The organism is Caldicellulosiruptor hydrothermalis 108, assembly GCF_000166355.1.
GTDB lineage: Bacteria > Bacillota > Thermoanaerobacteria > Caldicellulosiruptorales > Caldicellulosiruptoraceae > Caldicellulosiruptor > Caldicellulosiruptor hydrothermalis.
Genome location: NC_014652.1, coordinates 2494142 through 2516416, shown reverse-complemented (window position 1 = coordinate 2516416; position 22275 = coordinate 2494142). Strand labels below are relative to the sequence as shown.

Sequence of the window (22275 nt, the reverse complement as noted above, 5' to 3'; positions counted from 1 at the left end):
ACCTTTGCACCCTTTTTTATTTTTTTGTCGTAAAAAATTTTTTAGCTATCTTACTATTTACAACAAAAAATACAGGGCAGGGTAGGTAGAATAGATTGTACAGGTGATTGGTTTACAAAAGATTTTGAGAATTTATACAAAAGGAGATGATTTTGCCTTGGAAAGACTTGAGGTTTTGCAGTTTAAAAGACAGCAGACAAAAAGTTCAAAGGATACTATATCAGACCGGTTTTTGGTTTTTAGTGCACAGGAGTTTTTTATTCTGATTTTAGCCTTTTTGCTTGGAAGATGCAGCCTGTTTTCAAGAAGCTTCTTTTCTTGTGCATACGTTGCAAGTTTTAAAAAGAAGGATTATATGTACTATTTAGCCTCGCTTTTTTCCATCTTCGGGATAATTTCGTGTTCAGATAAAAGCTCAATATTAAAATATGTGCTCTCCATTCTTTTGATAACTACAATAAACCATTTTTTTGACCTAAACCTTTATTCAAAGGCCCTGCTCTGCGCTTTGAGTGTGGGAAGCAGTGGTAGCATTTCTATTTTTCTGTTTTCTAAAGCACCGATAGAGTTTTTGTATCTTGTACTTGAGATGATTGGGTGTTTTTGGGCAGTAATTATGTTTGAGAGGTTTTTTGATGCAGTTTATACCAAAAAAACATATGCAGCTGAACAGACAGTGGTTGTGGTTGTAGTTCTGGCTTTGAGCTTTTTGGGGCTTTCAAATGGTTTTGATTCGGTGCTTGCTGTAAGATACGTGCTGTTTTTCATTCTAATTTTTGCAATATCGCTTTTCCATGGGATGACAATAGCAACTGCAATGGGGTTTGTTGTTGGACTTTTAGAGAGTATAAATGAAGGAACAAGTTTAGAGATTTCGTGTGCATTTGCATTCTCAAGCCTTGTTGCAGGGCTTTTCAAAGGGTTTGGCAAGCTTGGGGTTGCTCTTGGGGGATTTTGCGGATATGTCATATCCATGTTTTACATATCGTCAAACCCAACGGTAAGAGTCCGCGAGATTTTAGTAGCTGCTGTGCTTTTCTGTCTGTTTCCGTTAGAGAGGATTGTAAAGCTGCAGAGTACTGATGAGAGGGAGGTACAGAGGATGATTAAAGAAAAGATTTTTGGGGTTGCGTCTGTACTTGAAAATATACAGCAGAATGCTTGCAGCAAACCAGCAGTTTTAATTTGCAAGGATGAAGCAAAGAATATTGTTCAAAGTGCATGTCAAAAACTTTGTTTGGATTGCAGCAATTCAAATGTGTGCTGGAACATAGATTATCAAAGGACAAATCATAGTTTGAACGAGATAAAAAATATAATATTGAAGAAGGGAAAGCTTTCTCAAGAGGATTTAAAAGAATTTAGATTTTTGTGTGAAAAATCCAAAGAGTTTGTAATAGTTATAAATGGTTTCTTGGAATCTTTGAAATATTCAAAGCTTGTTCAAGAGGCATCAAGTCCAAAAGAAAATGTGTTCAGGACGCACATAGAAATTTTAAAGGACATTGTGATTGATGCTGCAAAGATGGCTGAAAATGAAGCAAAAAAAGACAGGGGAACATCAAGAGAGATTGAACTTGAACTTGCGCGGTTCGGGTATGAGGTTGAAAAGGTTGAGTATGTTGTATATGATAATTATTTTCAGATAGATATAGACCTCAAAGATGGGTTTAAAGCACCAAAGAAAATGGAGATAGAAGAGATTGTAAAGGGAGTTGTAGGCTGCGGTGTAGAAATTATATCAGAGGTGCCAAAAATCTCAGGTGGATATACAGTTTCCATTATCAAAAAGCCAAATGTGCAGATAGATTATTCTATATATTCAAAGAGCAAAGAAAACATAAACGGTGACAGGGTGTGTTTTTTGCAACTCAAAAACGGAAAGTTTTTAGCCTGCATATCAGACGGTATGGGCACAGGTAAAACTGCTTCAGAAAACAGCTTTATTGTTATAGATGCCCTCAAAAAATTCTCATCGCTTGGGTTTGACAGAAAAGTTGCGATAAAGTTTATAAACTCGCTTCTTTCAATTAAAAACACTGAAGAATTTGCTTCTGTTGACATTGTATGCATAGATAGATTTACACTTTTGTGTGAATTTTTGAAAGCCGGGGCAATGCCAACCTTCATAAAAAGAGGAAATGAGGTTTTGACGGTAGAGTCAAACTCTCTTCCGGTTGGAATAGAAGCCGAGAGTCAGTTTGACTTTTTAACCTGCAAACTTCAAAAGGGTGACATGATATTTATGTTCTCTGACGGGCTTTTTGAGCTCTTGGGCGAGGATGGTGACAGGATTTTGAAAGAGTTTATTGCCAAAAACCAGTTTGTCTCAACCCAGAGCTGTGCCAAACAGATTTTTGAATGGGCAATTTCTAATTCGTTTTTGATAAAAGATGATGTAACCATAATTGTCTTGAAAGTTGGAGGTGGACTTGAAAAAAGAGGTGAGTAAAAGAAGGCATAATTTCTTTTGGCTTGACACAACCTTGATGCTGCTTGCTCTCGTTGTGCTTTTGATTGTAAATATTGTTGCAAAACCAGCACTCAATAACTCCAAAAATGTGCAGAAAGAAAAAGATAATATTGTGCAAGAAAGTAATATTCAAACTGCATCCTCAAACTTGAAGAGAAAAAATCAAAAAGATGATATTTATATAAATCTTCTCAGAAAGGATAAGAACAGAATAGAAAGAATTTCGCTTGAAGAATATGTTATAGGCGTTGTAGCAGCAGAAATGCCTGCCGAGTTTAATTTGGAGGCTTTAAAAGCCCAGGCAGTTGCTTCAAGGACATACGCTGCAAGAAAGATTGTAAGCAAAGCCTTTCACAAAGGATATGAAGAAAAAAAGGTTTATCTTTGCGATGATTTTTCCCACTGCCAGGCGTATATCGACAAAGACGAGATGAAACAAAAGTGGGGCAAAGACTTTGAAAAGTACTATAGCAAAATACGCAAGGCAGCAGAAGAAACAAAAGGACAGATACTTGTGTATAGCGGCGAAATTATAGATAGTCTGTATCATGCTGCATCTGGCGGAAAAACTGAAGATGCTAAAGAGGTGTTTAAAGAAGAAATTCCATACTTAAAAAGTGTTGTGAGTCGTGGTGAGGAAGGCTGTCCCAAATTTTCAGGTGAATTTTATTTTACCTATGGTGAGTTTATAAAAAGATTAAAAAAATATTTTCCTGGGTTGAGGGTGGACACGCAAAATATATCTTCCCAGATAAGGGTAATTGAAAGGACAGCTACACAAAGAGTAAGATCTGTAAAAGTAGGAAATACAATTTTGAGTGGGAATCAGTTCAGAAACATCTTTGGACTTTATTCGACAGAGTTTTGGATTTACCCTGACAAAAGGGGAGTGAGAATCCAAACAAGAGGGTATGGGCATGGGCTTGGGATGAGCCAGTGGGGAGCAAACTATCTTGCACGCCAGGGAAAAAATTATAAGCAGATTCTTCTTTATTACTATCAAAATGTCAAGATTTGTAGGTTAAAATATAGGTAGGAGAAAATTTAATGTGGTCTTAAGAAAGGAGAAATTTAAAATTGAACTGTTATTTGGTGGAAAATAATATTGAAAAACTAAAGAAGTATATTGAAAAAGTGGGGCCTGACAAGTACGCAAAGGAGTATCTTCTCAGAAAAATGGTGTATCTTCACATATATATAGAAGACCTGACACCCACACAGGCAAATATAATAAAACAGACAATGCTTTCCATTGGCTCAGACGCTGTTGTCAACAAAGGCTCAATAGACCACTCAGTTCAAAAGAGTGACTGTTTGGTATTTGGAAATGTCCTGCAGCTTAAGATGCTTTGTGAAAAGCTAAAAAAGCAACCTTTTAAACTGAAAGAACTTGCAGAAAAAATACAAAAGATTGTGGAGGGATTTGAACGTGATTGTCTATGTCCCGGTAGACCCGAACAAGAAAAAGATGATACTTGAAAATGGGATGAATATAGAAAAGGACTATAACAAGAAAATCGGGCTTTGGGGCGTGTATGTAAAGTGCATATCAGGGTTTTTGACACCTGAAGATATAGCAGTAGACTGGGTTGCGGTAAATGTGGATACACAAAAAGCATACATAGCAAACCATGACCTTTGGCTTGCTTACAAGCTTTCGAAAAATGAAGTCTTCAATAAAATGTACATTGCATCTATTGTGAATATAAAAAAATACAGGTTTGGAGAGTATAGAAGTCCAGAGGTTTTGATTGTGTCTTCTGTCAGGAAAGAAGATATAGTGGATGTAAAAGAGACAACAAGCCTTTGCGATAGAATACTTTATCAAAATGACCAGATATATATAGATTGTCTTGTGGAAAGAATTTCTCAAAACACAAATGTGGCAAAACACCTCATTGTAGACTATTTTACAAAACTCAGCCTTCAAAATAGCGATATCACTGCGCAGGTTGTGGAAAAAGAAGGCAGCAAACTTTATGTGTTTATCAACAGAAAAGATGAATGTGCATGGACTGTTGAGATTTGACAATAGTACCCCTTGAGATTTTAAGCAAACTTTACAAAGTTGGCTTTTGGGTAGTATACAAAAAAGAGCATTTATTATACAATTTCTATATAAAAATTGTTTTGAGGTCTTTTCTTTCTTTTGAAAACTCAAGGGGGATTTTTATGAAGTTCAAATTGATAGCCATTTTACTGGCAATTCTTTTTATGCTTGCTGCTTGCACGCCTCAAAAAGCAAAGACAAAAGAGTATTCACAGGAAGGAAAGTGGATGGTTTTAGATTATAAAGGAAAGGCTTTTGTCATTGACTGTGACAGCTCTTCTATTATCATCAGGGGAAAAGTCACATCTGACATTGCTGTAAGATACGTCAAAAAAGTGGTATGGACATATAATGAAAGTGGCAGCAATGTCAAGGAGCTCGATAGAATGGAACTGCAGAAGATTTTTGATGACATGGATGCCAGCATTGAAAATGAAGTTGACAGGGTCTATGTAAAGGCAAGGGCATACGGCAGTACTGAGGCAGTTTTAGCTAACAAGGTTTCAAATCCAAAAAGGGAATTTAAATTTGAGATTTTCCTGCCGCAGGACTGCAAAGTAGTTGTTCAAAACAATAGTGGCAGTGTAAGTATCTCAGATATTAAAGGCGGCTCTGTTTACATAGTAAATGGTGTGGGAAACATTGCAGTGACAAACACAGAAACAGTGCTTGACATTAAAAATGGTGAAGGTGATATCAAGCTTGACTATGTCAGCGGAGATTTTCTAATTAGCAATGGCAAAGGCAACATAAACCTCAAAATCGAAAAAACAGGCAGCTTCAAAGTTTCAACAACAAAAGGGAATATTATAGCAAAGATAGAGAAGGTAAGTGGATATGGCAATTCATCTATTGTAAATGTGGGTGAAGGAGATATTTCTTTTGCTGCAGGCAAAGCTGTCAAGGCAAAGATTAAGATTTCAGCAAAAGGCAAGGTAAAATCCGATTTTGACATCATAAAAATGGGAGACGGCTATTATATAGACCTTGATTCAGGGGAAAATACTATTAAAATCACAAATATGAATGGTACAGTAAAAATAATTAAAGATTATTAAAAAATACAGGGTCTGTTTTGAAGCTTGTGGACAGACCCTGTACTCTCTTTTATAATAATTTTTTCACACCCATCTCTGGACAATTGGCATGCGCCTGCCAAAACCAAACGCTTTTGATGTTACTTTCAAGCCCGGCGCTGCCTGTTTGCGTTTGTATTCTGCTCTTTCCACCATCTTTATTACTTTGAGTACAAGCTCTTTTGGGTATCCCATTTCCACTATTTCATTTATGCTCTTTTGCTCTTCTATATATGCAACAAGTATTGGATCAAGCACCTCATACGGTGGGAGAGTGTCCTGGTCTTTTTGGTTTGGTCGAAGCTCTGCAGATGGTGGTTTTACTAAAACGTTGTGTGGTATTATTTCTCTTTCCCTGTTTATATACCTTGCAAGCTCATACACAAGCATTTTCGGCAAATCTGATATAACTGCAAGCCCGCCTGCCATATCACCGTAAAGTGTGCAGTATCCAACTGCAAGCTCAGACTTGTTCCCTGTTGTGAGAACAAGCCTGTTTTCCCTGTTTGATATAAACATGAGGATATTTCCGCGAATTCGCGCTTGGATATTTTCTTCTGCAAGGTCTTGCAAGGGCGTTTCACTTGTGTTGAACATCCTCAAGTATGCTCTGAAAACATCTTCAATTGGATATATTCTAAACTCAATTCCAAGGTTCTCTGCTAAGCTTTTTGCGTCTTTTATACTGTGTTCTGAAGAGTAGCGCGATGGCATAGAAACACCTAAGACGTTTTCTCTTCCCAGTGCTTCAACCGCCAAACAGCAAACAACTGACGAGTCAATCCCTCCAGAAAGACCTACTACTGCCTTTTTGGTTATTCCTGTCTTTTCAAAGTAATCTCTTATTCCAAGCACAAGCGCTTTTTTAATCCACGAGATGTCTTCTTGTATTTTAATTTCTGGTATTTTATCAATATTTTCAAGTTCAATTTCTAGAATGTCCTCTTCAAACTCTTTTGCTTTTGCTACCAGCCTGCCGTCTGAGCTGAGTACCACACTGTTTCCGTCAAATATCAGCTCATCGTTTCCACCAACCTGATTCACATATATAACAGGAATGCCATACTTTGTTGCAGCCTCTTTCAAAACTTTTAGCCTCTGAGTTTCAAGTTTCGTATAATGATATGGTGATGCTGAAAGGTTTATAAACACCTTTGCACCCTTTTGACAAAGCTCGTCAAGCACGTTTATATCGTACATTGCATTTTCATCGTTGTTTATGTTCCAGATATCCTCGCATATGCTTATCCCAAAGTTTATTCCTTCAATAGTTACAACCTCTCTTGTAGGGCTTGGTGTAAAATACCTGTTTTCATCAAATACATCATAAGAGGGCAAAAGAGTTTTGTGTATAATCTTTTCTATTTTGCCCTGATAAAGAATAATAGCGCTATTGAAAAGCTTTGAAACATGATGGCTCTTTGTTGGGCTACCGACAATTACGTAACTGTCTTCCACTTCTTTTGCAATTTTTTCTATTGCCTTGTCAACAGCCTCTATAAAGTCTTTTTGAAACAAGAGGTCTTTTGGAGGATATCCGCAGATTGCAAGTTCCGGAAATATAAGAATTTTTGCGTCTCTGTGCGATTTTATAATCTCAATTATCTTTTTTGTGTTACCTTCAATATCTCCAACAATGGGATTTATCTGGCAAAGTAAAACCTTCATATTTTCCACCTTCTTTGTGCTAAATATACTCTGAGATTGTGTCAATAAAGTCTTCAAAATCATTTAAATTGTTAAGTATGATTTCGTAAACCATTTCTCTGTTTATTTTTGCATAATCGTGCACAAGAATATTTCTAAAACCAGCCATTTTAGAAAATTTTTCAAACTGGGTTTTGTTAATAATATTGTTTTCAAAAAGTACTTTAAAAATATCTTTATAGTTTTCTGGCTTTCGCAAATGTAAATCAGAAATTATATGATTACATATGTCAAAAATAGCTTCTATTGCAAGATGTAAAAATCTTTCAGCAGAGCCATAAACAAATTTATTTGAAATATATTCTTCTTTTGGAGTATTTCTAATCTCTTTTAAAAAGTCAATATACTCTTTAAGCTGTGATATTTTAGACAAAATCACATCTCTTTTGACCATAAAAAAGTCACCTTCTAAAAAATTCTTTATTTTTTATACTTTCAAGAATCTTTTGATTGTATATTTCAGAATAATAGCTAAAATCAAGGTATTCTCTGAGCACACTTGCTTCAAATAAGCTTCTTTCTTCATGGTCTTTTAGAATTATCCCATCCTTGATTATGCTGTACTTTAAAAAAATATTAGCATTTTTCAGGTTGACAATATCAACATCTCTTTTAAATAGAGTTTTTCCCTCTTCCATCAAAAGACCTCTCAAGATTGCTTCGTCAATCGCAGGGATATCTTCTTCAAACATAACTGCGATGTCAACATCGCTCATATTGTTAAATGTTCCTGTTGCAAATGATCCGAACAAATATGCAAACTTTATTGGGCATTCCTTGGATATTCTCTCAACAAACTCCACTGCCAGCTCTATAATTTTTTCTTGTTCCATAACACATCCACACAGCTTCCTACAAACTCTTTCATAAAATTATATCACAAAAAAGAAAAAAGCGCTTTTATTTTTGCTCTTCTTCTTTATTTTTTTGATCTTTTTATAGAAGTTACTATTTTTCTAAGAGTTAATATTTAACTTTGTTTTAACAATTTTTAAATGAAGGTTTAATATTTCCGCTGTATAATAGGTAACATATGTTGAAAAGGAGATTTTAAGTTTTATGAAATTAAAATTTTTTAAAACCCGCATTAACCTCTTAACTTTATTTTTGGTGTCACTATCTGCCACAGTATTTAGAATAGTGTTGCAGGCTTTTATTCCACCAACTGCCGAGATTTCTCTGCCGAGAAGTATGATTGTTGAAGCGGGCGTGTTAATTCCTTCATTTATAGCTTATGCTCTGATTGTTTATTTTTTCCTATCAATAGGCTTTGCAATAGTTCAAGAAGGACTGCAGGGGAACAAAATTAAAAAAGGATTAACATTTGGATTTTTATTTTCTGTAATGTGGGGGATATACTTACTTGAACCCTTACCTACACTTTTCACTAATAAACTAACTGAAATGTTAGCTTATCCAATAGTGGACGGACTCTCACTTATGTTTTTAGGATTGCTGTTGGGCGTATTTGTTGGCAAAGACTCTCAAAACCTAAAGAATATGGATTTTAATTTAGGTAAAAGGAGATTGGCAATAGTAACTTTTTGTTTTGTGTTGTTAAGATTATTTAGCTATAATGTAATTCATATTACTTCTTCTTTTTTCACAAGTCCTTTAAAAACAATAATATGGACAATTATAAGCGGCAGTTGGATAGGAATTATGTATTCAATTTTGAAGAGAGGTATTGGGGTAAAAAGTGACTTAAAAAAAGCCTTAACTTTTGGATTTTTTATTTATGGTGCAAATCTCTTATTATTCAATTTTTTTATTGTATTAGTTTACAAAGTAAATATTATTGATTTGATAGCAAGGACAATGACAGATATAACATCAATAACGATTGGAACATACATTAATGAAAAAATTATACAGAAACAAAAAAGGTATATTTAAAATGGTTATGACGTTGGCTATTCCTCAATCCGATTGTTAAAAAGTTGACTTATAAGATGTTTAATCTATATAATAAGAGGAAGAAAGGCGCTGTCCAGATGTCAGCGATTTTAGGGTGATATGTATGGATATAACTTCGTTAAAATATTTTGTTAAAGTGTGCCAAAATAATAGTTTTTCTAAAGCAGCGCAAGAATTATTTGTTACTCAGCAGGCTATAAGCAGGATAATCAAGAACTTAGAAAAAGAAATTGGTGCGCCTCTTTTCTATAGAGATTCCAAAGGAGTTTATCCCACTGAGCTTGGAAAATATATCTTGCCAAAAGCAGAAGTTTTAGTCAAAGAGTTTGAGAATTTTGTTGCAGAAATTAATGATATGGTAAACAAGAAAAAAGAAAAACTGAGAGTAGGTTTTGCGCCAGGGACCTTGCAGGTTTTAGGAGTAAAAGAGATTGTTGAATTTGAAAGTAAGTATTATGATATTGAAATTGAAATAGGAGAATATACAGATGTGGATTGTGAATTAAATGTTTTAAATGGATTTCTTGATTTAGCGCTTACAGTGAGACCGAAAGATGAGAAGAGATTCAAATACTATCACTTGATAAAAGAAAACCTTATTGCGATAGTTAATAAAAATAATCCATTATCTCATAAAAAAAGTATCAAATTTGAAGACCTCAAAGATGAAAAGTTTATTATTTTAGATGATACTTTCCGAATTCAGCGTGTTCTCATGGAACATTTCAAAAAAGCGGGGTTTACTCCCAATGTTTATTATAAATCCAGTCATGACCTCAATGTTGCCTACGACTTTGTCGAATTAAATAAAGGCATTTTTGTTTTTGTTGAAAAGTTAACTCATGTTGAAAAATACAATAACATTTGTTGCATACCCATAGATGAGCCGGATGTATTTTGGGATGTAGGGTTTATTGTAAAGAAGAATACTAAAATTAGTCCAGCAGCAGAGAAATTCATAAACTATTTTCTCAGCAAGAACAGAAGCAGAACAACACAAAGTTCAAATTAAAAAAAGCCATAATCTCAAGCCTGTCTAAAATTTAAAAAAATTTCTTATGTTATAAAGGCTTGAGAATTATGGCCAAAGATACTTTTCTTAAGTTTTATTTTACTGTCCAGTTTACAGATTATAGGCGGTTAAAAATCCAGATTCCATTGCATTTCTTATAGTTCCAATTTCTTTGGCATCTCCAAGTATAAAGACTTTATCAAAATTAGATTTTATTTCATCAACATACTCTTTATTTGGAACTCTTCCCAGAGAAAGTACAATATAATCAAACTCGTATTGTTCCTGTACTTTGGTCTCAGTATTTTCGAAGATGGCTATATTTTCATCTATCTTGACCAATTTTCGTTTCGGATACAGTTTAACATTGAAGGCTTTCAGATGATTGAGTACATCTATTAAATTCTGAAAATATGCTCCCGGTCCTATTTCGTCGGCCATTTCGAATATGCTAACATCATTGTTATTTTCAGCAAGGTAGTGAGCAGTTTCAAGACCTGTTAGTCCTGATCCAACTACAGTCACTTTTTTATTATTCAATGTTATTTTTCCACTCAAAACATCTTCAATAGTCAGCACATTTTTGCTTTCTATCCCTGCAATTGTTTGTGGTATCAATGGCTTTGAACCGTGCGCGATAAATACTGCATAAGGATTAAGAGCTTTTAAAGTTTCTATAGTAGGTACAGAGTTGTATCTTACTTCAATACCCATCTTTTCAATCTGGGATTTTAGATAGTCTATTAACCATTTAATTTTCTCTTTCTTAGGTGGTTTACAACCAAGCTGAAGCATACCTCCTATTTTATCTGATTTTTCAAATACAATGGGTTTGTATCTTCTGAGTGCTAAAACTCTTGCAGCCTCAAGACCAGCAGGTCCTGCTCCAATTATTGCAACAATTTTTCCTTCGCCATCTTCTTTAAAGCTGCTAAGCTCATCTTCTCTTCCTGCTTGAATGTTAATGGCGCATTGACAAGGAATACCTGTCAAGTCAGCCTTCATAAGAGTTTCCATGCAATACAGGCAAGAGATACACTTTCTTATTTCATTTACTCTACCTTCTTTTGCCTTATTTGCCCATTCGGGGTCTGCGAAATGTTGTCTTGCTGAGCCTGCAAAATCGATTTTTCCTTCTTTGATTAACTGGTCTGCATACTCTGGGTCTCTTATAACTGATACTGCTATTACAGGTATGTTTACAGCTTTTTTTATTGTTTCAGCCAAATATATCTTCCACCCTTGGTCAAAAGATATAGGTTCCCATGCTACATTCATAGTTTCATATATTCCACAGCTTATATCGAGTGCATCCACACCCAAAGCTTCTAACCTTTGAGCTATTTTGATGCTCTCTTCAAGGTGCAGTCCTTCTTCAGGAAGGCCTATAAGTCCTAAAAATTCGTCAACTGATAACCTTACTAACAGAGGATAGTCTTTACCACATTTCTCTCTTATACCTAAAATTATCTCTTCAAGAAATCTCATTCTGTTTTCAAGACTTCCACCATACTTGTCCGTTCTTTTGTTAGTGTAAGGGCTCAAAAACTGGTTAACCAAGTATCCGTGAGCTGCATGAATCTCAACACCATCTATACCTGCTTTTTTGACTCTTACTGCTGCATTTATGAACTTGTCTATCATATCTTCAATTTGTTCAATAGTCATTTCCTCAACTGGTTGGCGCACCACCTTACATTCTATCTTGCTTGGCGCTGGCATTGACAAATTTCCGTTTATAGCCGAAATTCCCTGTCTTCCAGGATGATAAATCTGAGCTACTATTTTAGCATCATATTTATGAATTTCATCTGCTAAAGCTTTAAGACCCGGGATAAATTTGTCATCATAGACGCATATCTGCCTTGTATTACCTTTTCCTCTTTCGTCAACCACTGTACATTCTGTAATTATAAGTCCGACTCCCCCTTTTGCTCTTGCAGCATAAAAGTGGATATCTTTTTGGGATACGGTCCCGTCGGGACTAGCTAATGCATTACCCATTGCTGTAAATACTATCCTGTTTTTTATTTCCATTGTCCCGATTTTAGCCTTTGAAAACAGATTATCAAACATCCAAATACTTCCTCCTTTTATGATGGTTTTCTTTGTTAAACAATTCACTTATCCTTCCTTTAATTTATGATAAGCATTTTCAGAGGTTTTGTGAAACATAAAACTATTGTGCCACTCACAACATTTTGTGATACCTTAGAAAATAATTTTGTGAATAGAAGTATTTCTATGACAGCCCAAAAATTATTAAGTTGACAAGCAACTTCCTGAGGGTTATCTTTCTCCTTCCTCTTTGAACTTCCTTGGAGACAGTCCTGTGTATTTTTTGAATATCATCGAAAAATATTTATAGTCGCTAAATCCAACCTTTTCGGCAACCTCATAAGATTTTAGGTTTGTAGAAAGGAGAAGCTCTTTTGCTTTGTTTATCCTGAGTTCATTCAAAAAGTCCACAAAACTTTTACCAGTTTCTTCTTTGAATATTTTGCAAAAATAGTTTGGAGAAATTCCGCAAATCTCAGCAATATCAGACAGTAAAATTTGGGTTGCATAGTTTTTCTCAATGTAACTTATGGCATCTTTTATAATTTTTCTGTGCCTGCTTTCTTTTACATTCTGAATCTTGTCAATACAAGAGAGGGCAAAGTCTATTAGGCTCTTTTTCATATTTTCACTTTCTTGTTTATTAAAAGAAAAGGCTGCGCTTTTGACAAACTCATCTTTTAAAGCAGGGCAGATTTCTTTTGCCTTGGTCAAAATAAGGTCAGAAAGCTTCTTATAAGTGTTTTCTAAAGAGCTTTTATCATCTTGATCTTCCAGTTTTTCAAAAATCTTATTTACCAGCAAAGTTGTCTTTTCCTTATCAAGAGCCATAAAAGCATTTAAAAGCTCGACCTCGTCTTCAGTCAGCTGAGATGGAAGGAACTTGCTATCTGATGCACTTTTTAAAGATAGATGCAGCTGTTTTTTGCTTGAGACAACAATTCCTTTTGAAAATGAAATTTTAACGTTAAGATACTTCTTGGCGTTGGATTTTATTTGATTTAGAAGCTTTTCATCTATCTCTTTTGGTTCACTCAAGTTTACTATCAAAATCAAGGTATTGTCACCAAAATCGCCGTAAAATACAAAGCCACGGTATTTTTCCTGGATATCCTCTTCAATTAGGTTTAAAAGTAGATTTAGCACAAACTCTTTGTTCTTGTGTACAGAAGACTCCATTAACATAAAAATATCTTCAACCACAGCCAAAATCACCTGAAAGTAAGGACCTTCTAATGAGATTTTCAAAAGCCTTTCTTTCACAGGGTCAAGCACTATTTCGGGATTTGCAAACAGACTTTTTAAAAACGAAGACCTTAAAACATATATGTTCTCTTCCACGATGTTTTTGTACAGCAAAGTCTCAAAAGACTTTTTCTGTTCCTCAATGATAGATTCTTTTAACCCAACAACTACCTTAATCAGCTCATCTGCGCTCACAGGTTTTAAAAGATAATCAGATGCACGGAGTTTGAGGGCAGTCTTTAAGTATTCCACATCGTCATAGCCTGTGAGAAACACAATCTTTATATTCGGCAGGCTCTGCTTTATAATCTTTGCAGCTTCAAGTCCGTCCAAAATGGGCATTCTAATGTCCAAAAGGACAATGTCTGGCTGTTTTGAAAAGCAAAGCTGTGCTGCCTCCTGACCATTTGATGCTTCTCCTACTATTTCAATTCCGTATGATGTCCAGTCAATTGAAGATATTATTCCTTTTCGGATTACCCTTTCATCATCAGCAACAACCATTTTAATCATTTCAAATCACCTTCTTTTAAAGCTGGTTGTACAACAGTCACCTTTGTTCCAAGCCCTGGTGTGCTTTCAATTTCTATGCCATATTCATTCCCAAACGCAAGTTTTATTCTGTCATTGACATTTTTAAGTCCTATCTTACCATTTGGACTGTCATTCTTCAGAGCACTTTCAAACACCTCTTTTGGAGCACCAGCTCCTGTGTCGGACACGATAAAATATAGCTTTTCATCTTTTGTAAACACTTCAATGCTTATTTTTCCCTTCTTCCCGCTTTTTTCTATGCCATGATATATTGCATTTTCCACAATTGGCTGCAGAACAAGCTTTACTGTTTTATAGCATAGGGCTTGGCTTTGAACATTTAACGAAAATTCTATCAAGTCCTGATACCTGACCTTTTGTATTAGGATGTAACTATTAAGATGTTCTATCTCTTCTTTCACAGTTATGATGTTACTTTTATTTGCCAATATGGACCTGAAAAGTTTCGAGAGTGCCTCAACAAGGATGCAAGCTTTTTTTGCACCTTCAAGTCGGGCTGTCCAGTATATTGTATCAAGTGTGTTGTAAAGAAAGTGGGGGTTGATTCTTTCTTGCAGGGCTTTTAACTCTGCCTCTTTTTGCTTTATTGTTGCAATGTAAACCTGGTTCATAAGCTCATTGAGTTTTGTAGACATACTGTTGAATGCTTGAATTAGCTTTGACACCTCATCATTTCCCCTTGGCTGCATGTACACATCAAAGTTCTGGTTTGCGATATGTCTCATAAAAATTCTTAGCTGTTTGAGCGGATAGAGGATACTGTTTTGGAAGAAAACAAGAAAAATAGATGCAGCAAAAAGGGCAAGAAGGATAGTAATAAAAAGATAGCTTTGTATAGCTCTATTTTCAGCAACAAGACTTGCCTTTTCTACAAAGCTCACAACCTTCCACCCAAGAGGTTTTATGGTAGAGTATGTGACAAGAAAGGTTTTGCCAGACAGTTTTGTGTAAAAAAAGCCCTGTTCAATATTTTCCATGGGTTTTGTAGAAATCATCTTGGCAAGGTTCTTTCCGATTAAAGTCTTTTCTGTTGAGCTTAGAATAAAATAGTTCTGGTTACAGATAACAAAGTTTTCAGAAAAATTTGAGCTAAGGCTTATTACCTCCTCAAACAAGCTTTTTTCATCAATATTTATCTCTAAATACCCAATCAGGTTTTTGAAGTTGTTAATATCTCTTATAGGACGAACAAGGGAAATCACATACGTTAATATTCCTGCCCTGCTTGTTATGACATTAGGACACCATTCAAAGCTCTGGACGTTGATATTAGAAAGATTTAAAGTCTGCTCTTTGATTCCATATGTGTCAAATATAGTATTATTTTTACCCATTATGTAGATGGAATGAATATATGGTTTTTCACCTACGAGGTATGTTAAAAAGTCGTTTACAAGTACCCTTGCCTTTTCAAGCTCCTGTTGGTCGGTGTCAGTGTCGGATTTCAAAAGCTGTCTCAAATCGCCGCTCTGAATAAAGTAAAGCGATGCTTCTTTTATATCATTTGTAATAAGCTCAAGAGAGCTTGCAATCTGTTTTACAGTGTGAAGATGTGAAAATGCGAATTTGCTTTCCACTATTTTGACAGATTTTATATATGAAGCTATTCCAATCGGGAAGCTTGAAAGAATAATCAGAAAGATTGCACATACCATAATTTTAAACTGGAGACTACTTGATATCTTTTTCACTTTACCGATTCCTTTCTAATATAAAAATCTTTTAAGATTAAAATAGCACAGAAGGTACTTAAATAACAAGGGCAAAAGATTCCGGAAAGATAAAAATTTATAATTTTCGAATATTTGTTTGGAGACAATCTTAAACGAATAATAAAACAGCAAATGTGTTAAAATAATAGAAGTTTTAATAAGATTGTTACCTACAAATTGCATAATCAAATTTGTATAATTGACAGTAGAAATGAAAATCAAGAAACAAGAGGGAGGTAAAATCTATGAAAAACTCAAGATTTATAAAAAGAGTTTTGGCTATTTTAGTGGTTTTTGGACTTGTGCTTTCGCTTGCTGCCTGCAAGAAAAAGACAGCTGAGCAGCCACAGCAGAGCAGCCAGAACAAAAACATCGAAGAAAAAATTACTTTAACGTTTACTCACATGTTTACAAACGATGGCAGTGCAATAAGCGATGGTTTTTACAATGCACTAAATGAGTACAAAAAAGCACATCCGAATGTGACAATAAAACAGGAAGCTCTGTCGCATGACACTTATGAGACAAAGATAAAGACACTGGCTGCCGGTGGAGAACTTCCAGATGTGTTTGTTATCAAGGGTTCAATGGTTGACCCATTTTACAACAACGGTCAGATTGCGCCTTTAAATGATGCGCTTGACAGTGACATGGCATGGAAAAATAGCTTTGTTGAGGGTGCGTTTGACGATTTCAAAAGAGGAGACAAGATACTGGGAATACCAATCCAGGTTCAGCCAACGTCCCTTATATTCTACAACAGAGAAATTTTCAAGGAAGCAGGTATAAATGAGTTTCCAAAAGATTGGAATGAGTTTAAAGATGCTGTCAAAAAACTCAGAGCAAAAGGTTATATTCCAATCACTGCAGGAAACAAAGGAAAATGGCTTGTTGAGTCGTGTATTCTGAGCACTCTTGGTGACAGGTTCACAGGGACAGACTGGTTTGTGTCTATAAGAGATAGAAAAGGTGCAAAGTTTACCGACCCAGAGTTTGTAAATGCGCTCAGGGCAATTGATGAGCTTGTTAAGATGAAGGCATTTAACAGCGATATCAACTCGCTTGACAACAACCAGCAAAGGACTCTTTATTACAACAAAAAAGCTGCAATGTTCTTTGAAGGTGGCTGGGCAATTTCGCTTGTGACAAATGAGGCTCCAAAGGATGTTTTGGATGCAACAGAGCTTGCTATAATTCCGCCTGTGCCAGGTGGGAAAGGATTGCCAAACACAGTTTCAGGCGGTGCTGGCTGGGCGTTTCAAATAAATGCAAACCTTGATGGGAGCAAGAAAAATGCTGCCATTGAACTTTTAAAAGCACTCTCGAGCGAGGCATATTCAAGACCCATGCTTGAAAAAGGTGGTTTCCCGGCAACAAAGGTTACAAATTATGATGAAAGTAAGCTTTCTACTCTTGCGAAGAAATATCAACAGCTTGCGAAGAATATAAAATATGTTCCTGTTTATGATGTTCAGCTATCACCCGGTGTGATTGAGGTTATGAACAGTGGCCTTCAGGACATGATAATAGGCACGCTTACACCTGAAAAGCTTGCTCAAAAGATTCAGCAGGAGTACGAAAGAGAGGCTTCTAAATAAAGAAGATGGTTTAATTTTAAATTTTCACCAATAAACAGAAAGGGGAGGGAAGAGTTTGCCCTCCTCTTTTAGTTAGAAAGTATAAATTTAGAAAAATTTTTCAGAGGTGAGTATACTTCTATGGAAAGAGGACTTTTTAAACCAAAATCAAGAGTTTTCATTGGGTATTTGGCTTTGCCGGTTTTATGGTATGTATTTGTTGTTGTCATGCCGCTCATTTTGGCGCTCAAGTATAGTCTTTATGACTGGTCTGGTGGGCCAAGAATGAGATTTGTTGGACTTTCGAACTATGCAGAACTTATAAAAGACACAGATTTTTGGCTGTCGTTTAAAAACAATGTAATAATTACCTTACTTTGCATTGTTGGGCAGATTGGCATTGCATTTGTCTTAGCTGCCCTTATGACAACAAGGGTTTTAAAGTTCAAAGAGTTTCACCGCACAGTAATATTTTTGCCTGTTGTTCTATCTGCAGTTGTAATAGGTTTTATCTGGACGCTCATATATAACCAGCAGATAGGGATTTTAAACTGGGTTTTAAGAGCAATTGGTCTTGAAAGCTTGATAAAGCCATGGCTTGACGACCCAAAGATAGTTATCTACTCTGTTTCTGTGCCACTTATATGGCAGTACATCGGATTTTACCTTGTGATTTTGATGGCGTCGCTTCAATCTATTCCGAAAGAAATATTTGAAGCAGCCGAAATAGACGGTGCAGACGGGTTTAAAAGAACAATTTATATCATATTGCCTCTTTTGGCAGACACTTTGAAAGTTTCTGTGATGCTCTGTATTGCAGGAAATATGAAGGTGTTTGACCATATATATGTCATGACAGGCGGTGGTCCTGGTAAAAGTTCAATGGTCATGGCACAGTATGCTTACAATAATTCGTTTATAATGTTCAAACTTGGTTATGGTTCTACAATCTCTGTGGGAATACTTGTATTGAGCCTTGCAATAATTCTGCTTTCGCGAAAATTAATGGGGGGAAAGACACAATGACGCTCAAAAGGATACTATCAAGAATAGGAGCTTTGATTATAAACGCTTTTGTGATGCTGCTATCACTTTCATGTATTTTCCCGATTGTCTGGCTTATTTATTCATCACTGAAGACAGAAAAAGAATTTGCACTAAACATTGCCGCCCTGCCAGCCCACCCAACCTTTGAAAATTATATAAATGCCATCAAAACTGCAAAGATGCACATATACTTTTTCAACAGCCTATTTACAACAGTTGTCTCAGTCATCTTGATTGTTTTGTTTAGCTTCGTAGTTGGGTACTTCTTTGCAAGATACAGATTTGCAGGGAGAAATTTTCTTTACACAATGTTTTTGGCAGGGATGCTAATACCAATCCATGCTCTGCTTGTTCCGATGTTTGTTGAGTTCAAAGTGCTTGGACTTTTGGACAAAAGAATAACGTTGATTTTGCCATATGTAGGGCTTGGACTTCCAATGGCAATATTTTTGATGGAAAACTTTATAAAAGATATTCCGCACGAGATTGAAGAAGCTGCGTACATTGATGGAGCGACACTTACTACAACCCTTTTTAGGATCATTCTTCCCATTTGCAAGCCGATTATTTCAACAGTTGTGATTCTAAGCAGTTTGTCTTCATGGAACGAGTTTTCTTTTGCCCTTGTTTTGATAAAAAGTGATGCTTTGAAGACTTTGCCTGTTGGTCTTACTAATTTCTCTTCTCAGTACACAGTAAAATACACTCAGCTTATGGCAGCAATCACAATTGCAATACTTCCTGTGATTGTGGTGTATCTGATATTTAACAAAAGAGTAATCCAAGGACTTGTTGCAGGAGCTGTCAAAGGGTGAAGATTTTCACCCTTTTATTTTTTCTTAAAAAATGAGATAAAGACTAAAAATAAAGAAAGAGAAACTTGTGGTGAGAAATATTATAATAAATTCTGAAAAGACTATCAAAAAAACAGGAGGGCAAAGACTGTGAAAATAAGTCTTGACGGAAAGTGGAAGTTCAGAGAAGTCGGTCAAAATGAGTACTATGAGGCAAGCGTGCCAGGATGTGTCCAGCTTGATTTAATCAATCTTGGAAAACTTCCCGACCCTTTTTATGCTACAAACGAGGTTTTGTTTTATGATCTGGAAGAGAAAGATTTTGAGTATGTAAAAGAGTTTGATGTTGATAATGTCGATTTTCAGGTCAAAAAGCTTGTGTTTGAAGGAATTGATACGGTATCTGAGATTTATTTAAATGACCATTATTTAGGAAAGACTGACAACATGTTTTTAAAATATGAATTTGATGTGAGTCTTGCACTTAAAAAAGGAAAAAACATTTTGAAGGTGGTGCTTCATTCACCAATAAAAGAGGCAGAAAGACTCAAAAGTATTTACCAGTCAAGTTACAGCTATCCGCAGAGAAGCTGGATAAGAAAGTCGCAGTATTCGTACGGCTGGGACTGGGGGCCAAGAATTCTCCAGATAGGAATCTGGAAGAGCGTATATTTGGAACTTCACAATGGGCTTGAAATTCAAGATAAGTTTGTAAAAGTGGAAAGTATCTCAGATGAGCTTGCCATTGTAAGGGTGTTTGCAAAGATAAACTGTTTTGAAAAACCATCCGAAGTTGAGATAGAGGTATTTGATGGTAGCTTTTCTATGAAAATTTTTCCAGAGGTTTATAAATCAAAAGAGGGGTATTTTATTGATGAAAGGATTGAGATAGAAAACCCCAAACTTTGGTGGCCAAACGGGTATGGGGAGCCTTCTTTGTATGAGTTTAAAATAACTGCGAAGAGTTCAAATGAATTTCAAGAAAGGAAGGTTACAACAGGGCTCAGGACTGTTAGGATTATAAAAGAAAAAGATGAGTATGGCGAGAGCTTTATATTTGAAATAAACGGTCAAAAGATTTTTGCAAAAGGTGCAAACTGGATACCTGCTGATTCCATCCTGCCAAGGCTGAAAGAAGATGACTATAAAGAATTAATTAAAATGGCAAAAGATGCAAGCATGAACATGTTAAGAGTATGGGGCGGCGGAATTTATGAGTATGACTGGTTTTACGATGAGTGTGACAAAAACGGTATAATGGTGTGGCAGGATTTCATGTTTGCATGCTCAATCTATCCTGATGAGTTTGACTTTTTCGTTGAGAATTTCAAGGAAGAGGCAGAGTACCAGATAAAGAGGCTCAGAAACCATCCATGCATTGTGCTGTGGTGTGGAAATAACGAAAACAACTGGGGCTTTGTAGACTGGTGGCACATCAGCGACCCAGAGTTTTTGGGCAACAGGATATATAAAAAGGTGCTTCCTGAAATTTTAGCAAAACTTGATCCAACAAGACCATATCATATCTCAAGCCCGTATGGAGGTGATCATCCAAACAGCGAAAAAGCTGGCGACAAGCACACATGGGATATCTGGGCTGGCTGGAAAGACTACATTTACTACAAACACGACAATGCAAGGTTTGTGAGCGAGTTTGGTTTTCAGGCAGCTGCACACCTTGACACAATGAAAAAGTACATTCCTCTTAAAGACCAAACAATCTTTTCAAAAACTTTGAGAATGCACGAAAAGCAGGAAGAGGGCTTAGAAAGACTTATCAGGTACATGGCAGGCTCAGTTGGTCTTCCAAAAGACTTTGACTCTTTTGTTTACCTTTCACAGTTTGTTCAAAAAGAGGCCATTAAAACCGCTGTTGAACATTATCGTAAAAATAAGTTTAGAACTGCCGGTGCTCTTTACTGGCAACTTAACGATTGCTGGCCTGTTATATCATGGTCATCAATTGATTACTTGAAAAGAAGAAAGGCACTTTACTATGAGTCAAAAAGGTTATTTGCAAAGTTTTTGCCAGTTGTTGAGTATGAGGATGGAAAGCTTAAAGTTTATGTTGTAAGCGATGATTTGAAGACAAAACAAGGCAAGCTAAGTATTACAATCTGGAACTTTGATGGGCAGAAACTTTATGAGAAAGATCTTGCTGTAGAAATTCCTAAAAATAGTGTAATAGAAGTATTTTCTGAGAAAGTAGAAAACTTGAATATTTTAAAGGGTGAGTGGTTATATATACCCAAACATGTTGAAACGGCTGTAATTGGGGATAAGATAGACAGAGGGCTTTTGGAAAGCATAGTTTTTGTGAGCCTTTTTGTTGATGAAGTGGAGTACGAAAACTACTTTGTATTTGAAAAGCCAATAAACCTTGAACTAAAACCCTGCCAGTTTGAGTACAGAATAGAAGATGACCATATTATAATAAAACCCAAAACTCCTGCAATTTGCCTTATAATTGAAGCTGACAAGGATGTAGAAGATAACTTCATCTTTGCAAGACCTGAAAAGGAGTACAAAATTCGTTTAAATGACGCCAAAGTTAACAGGGTTTGTGATTTGGTTGAGTTGGTGATAAGGTAAACTAAATACTTCTACACAGAATACTCTTGTAACCCTCTCTGGCATGTGGCGAGTTTTTAAGTTTGTGTGATGAGAATAATTCAATGCCAGAGGGGGTTTTGTTTTTCAAAAGGTAAAACTTTTATTAAGTTCATTGTAGCTCTTGATTTACAGAAATTTTTTAGTTTTCAAAAATGTTTATGCAGTTAAGATTAAATCAATAGAAAAAAGCTATATAGTTGTTTATAGAATTATGATATTGCCTTTAATTATAAGGTATTTTTGTTTTAAACAAATATTACAACATATTTAACAAAAATATTGACAATTTAAAATAGTATTAATATAATTTAGATAGTTAAGCGGTTAACCTAATCTGTATTATATTCAGATTTAATATGAAAGGAAGTGACATATGCAAGATTAATATCACTTCACTAAATATTAAAATTTTGACTTATCAAAGGGAGAGATATATAAA

At 35.6% G+C, this 22275-nt stretch carries 17 protein-coding genes; 11 read left to right on the top strand and 6 right to left on the bottom strand.

What is annotated here, in order from left to right:
- The first annotated feature begins 157 nt into the window (after positions 1-157).
- The 5 genes from CALHY_RS12170 (at position 158) to CALHY_RS12150 (ending at position 5581) form a co-directional block, all read left to right on the top strand.
- Positions 158-2452: a SpoIIE family protein phosphatase gene (locus CALHY_RS12170; RefSeq protein WP_013404240.1), complete on the top strand. Its 2295-nt coding sequence runs from the start codon at positions 158-160 to the stop codon at positions 2450-2452.
- A complete protein-coding gene (gene spoIID / locus CALHY_RS12165) occupies positions 2433-3509 on the top strand; it encodes a stage II sporulation protein D (RefSeq protein WP_013404239.1) in 1077 nt (358 codons plus the stop codon). Before CALHY_RS12170 ends, spoIID begins: the two co-directional genes overlap by 20 nt.
- Before the next feature lie 41 nt (positions 3510-3550).
- Positions 3551-3952, top strand: a complete 402-nt coding sequence (locus CALHY_RS12160; protein ID WP_013404238.1) for a hypothetical protein — start codon at positions 3551-3553, stop codon at positions 3950-3952.
- Positions 3903-4502: a hypothetical protein gene (locus CALHY_RS12155; protein ID WP_013404237.1), complete on the top strand. Its 600-nt coding sequence runs from the start codon at positions 3903-3905 to the stop codon at positions 4500-4502. The genes CALHY_RS12160 and CALHY_RS12155 overlap by 50 nt, the downstream gene beginning before the upstream one ends.
- Positions 4503-4645: 143 nt before the next feature.
- Positions 4646-5581, top strand: coding sequence for a DUF4097 family beta strand repeat-containing protein (locus CALHY_RS12150; protein WP_174299049.1), 936 nt, complete (start codon positions 4646-4648; stop codon positions 5579-5581).
- Between the two features lie 63 nt (positions 5582-5644).
- Here the strand turns inward: CALHY_RS12150 and CALHY_RS12145 are convergent, their stop codons facing one another.
- Genes CALHY_RS12145 through mntA form a run of 3 tightly spaced genes read right to left on the bottom strand, consistent with a single transcriptional unit; the run spans position 5645 to position 8139 of the window.
- On the bottom strand, positions 5645-7267 hold the full coding sequence (locus tag CALHY_RS12145; RefSeq protein ID WP_013404235.1) for an NAD+ synthase: 1623 nt from the start codon (positions 7265-7267) through the stop codon (positions 5645-5647).
- A gap of 19 nt (positions 7268-7286) precedes the next feature.
- The gene (gene hepT, locus CALHY_RS12140) at positions 7287-7700 is read right to left on the bottom strand and encodes a type VII toxin-antitoxin system HepT family RNase toxin (RefSeq protein ID WP_013404234.1); all 414 of its coding nucleotides are present in this window, start codon (positions 7698-7700) and stop codon (positions 7287-7289) included.
- Positions 7701-7707: 7 nt separating this feature from the next.
- Positions 7708-8139: a type VII toxin-antitoxin system MntA family adenylyltransferase antitoxin gene (gene mntA, locus CALHY_RS12135; RefSeq protein ID WP_013404233.1), complete on the bottom strand. Its 432-nt coding sequence runs from the start codon at positions 8137-8139 to the stop codon at positions 7708-7710.
- A gap of 226 nt (positions 8140-8365) precedes the next feature.
- Here mntA and CALHY_RS12130 point away from each other — a divergent pair, with 226 nt between their 5' ends.
- Positions 8366-9202, top strand: a complete 837-nt coding sequence (locus tag CALHY_RS12130) for a hypothetical protein (protein WP_013404232.1) — start codon at positions 8366-8368, stop codon at positions 9200-9202.
- A 124-nt stretch (positions 9203-9326) separates the two neighbouring features.
- Entirely contained in the window at positions 9327-10235 is a 909-nt protein-coding gene (locus CALHY_RS12125; RefSeq protein WP_013404231.1) for a LysR family transcriptional regulator, read from the top strand.
- A gap of 111 nt (positions 10236-10346) precedes the next feature.
- Here the strand turns inward: CALHY_RS12125 and CALHY_RS12120 are convergent, their stop codons facing one another.
- The 3 genes from CALHY_RS12120 to CALHY_RS12110 all read right to left on the bottom strand — a co-directional run bounded on the left by CALHY_RS12120 (position 10347) and on the right by CALHY_RS12110 (position 15784).
- Complete coding sequence (locus tag CALHY_RS12120) at positions 10347-12311, bottom strand: oxidoreductase (RefSeq protein WP_013404230.1); 1965 nt, start codon at positions 12309-12311, stop codon at positions 10347-10349.
- Between the two features lie 213 nt (positions 12312-12524).
- Complete coding sequence (locus tag CALHY_RS12115) at positions 12525-14051, bottom strand: response regulator transcription factor (protein ID WP_013404229.1); 1527 nt, start codon at positions 14049-14051, stop codon at positions 12525-12527.
- Entirely contained in the window at positions 14048-15784 is a 1737-nt protein-coding gene (locus CALHY_RS12110; protein WP_013404228.1) for a sensor histidine kinase, read from the bottom strand. The genes CALHY_RS12115 and CALHY_RS12110 overlap by 4 nt, the downstream gene beginning before the upstream one ends.
- Positions 15785-16050: 266 nt before the next feature.
- On the opposite strand from CALHY_RS12110, the gene CALHY_RS12105 reads away from it, so the two are divergent.
- The 4 genes from CALHY_RS12105 (at position 16051) to CALHY_RS12090 (ending at position 21815) form a co-directional block, all read left to right on the top strand.
- Positions 16051-17403 carry an extracellular solute-binding protein gene (locus CALHY_RS12105; RefSeq protein ID WP_013404227.1) on the top strand — a complete coding sequence of 451 codons (1353 nt, stop codon included), beginning with the start codon at positions 16051-16053 and terminating at the stop codon, positions 17401-17403.
- Between the two features lie 120 nt (positions 17404-17523).
- Positions 17524-18408, top strand: a complete 885-nt coding sequence (locus tag CALHY_RS12100) for a carbohydrate ABC transporter permease (RefSeq protein WP_013404226.1) — start codon at positions 17524-17526, stop codon at positions 18406-18408.
- Positions 18405-19244 carry a carbohydrate ABC transporter permease gene (locus CALHY_RS12095; RefSeq protein WP_013404225.1) on the top strand — a complete coding sequence of 280 codons (840 nt, stop codon included), beginning with the start codon at positions 18405-18407 and terminating at the stop codon, positions 19242-19244. Before CALHY_RS12100 ends, CALHY_RS12095 begins: the two co-directional genes overlap by 4 nt.
- 129 nt (positions 19245-19373) lie before the next feature.
- Entirely contained in the window at positions 19374-21815 is a 2442-nt protein-coding gene (locus tag CALHY_RS12090; RefSeq protein WP_013404224.1) for a beta-mannosidase, read from the top strand.
- Positions 21816-22275: the final 460 nt, after the last annotated feature.

What these genes read in the sequence shown, in the direction of transcription:
- CALHY_RS12150 (WP_174299049.1), top strand. Translation starts at nt 4,646, where the DNA reads ATGAAGTTCAAATTGATAGCCATTTTACTGGCAATTCTTTTTATGCTT.
- CALHY_RS12145 (WP_013404235.1), bottom strand. Translation starts at nt 7,267, where the DNA reads ATGAAGGTTTTACTTTGCCAGATAAATCCCATTGTTGGAGATATTGAA.
- hepT (WP_013404234.1), bottom strand. Translation starts at nt 7,700, where the DNA reads ATGGTCAAAAGAGATGTGATTTTGTCTAAAATATCACAGCTTAAAGAG.
- mntA (WP_013404233.1), bottom strand. Translation starts at nt 8,139, where the DNA reads ATGGAACAAGAAAAAATTATAGAGCTGGCAGTGGAGTTTGTTGAGAGA.
- CALHY_RS12130 (WP_013404232.1), top strand. Translation starts at nt 8,366, where the DNA reads ATGAAATTAAAATTTTTTAAAACCCGCATTAACCTCTTAACTTTATTT.
- CALHY_RS12125 (WP_013404231.1), top strand. Translation starts at nt 9,327, where the DNA reads ATGGATATAACTTCGTTAAAATATTTTGTTAAAGTGTGCCAAAATAAT.
- CALHY_RS12120 (WP_013404230.1), bottom strand. Translation starts at nt 12,311, where the DNA reads ATGTTTGATAATCTGTTTTCAAAGGCTAAAATCGGGACAATGGAAATA.
- CALHY_RS12115 (WP_013404229.1), bottom strand. Translation starts at nt 14,051, where the DNA reads ATGATTAAAATGGTTGTTGCTGATGATGAAAGGGTAATCCGAAAAGGA.
- CALHY_RS12105 (WP_013404227.1), top strand. Translation starts at nt 16,051, where the DNA reads ATGAAAAACTCAAGATTTATAAAAAGAGTTTTGGCTATTTTAGTGGTT.
- CALHY_RS12100 (WP_013404226.1), top strand. Translation starts at nt 17,524, where the DNA reads ATGGAAAGAGGACTTTTTAAACCAAAATCAAGAGTTTTCATTGGGTAT.
- CALHY_RS12095 (WP_013404225.1), top strand. Translation starts at nt 18,405, where the DNA reads ATGACGCTCAAAAGGATACTATCAAGAATAGGAGCTTTGATTATAAAC.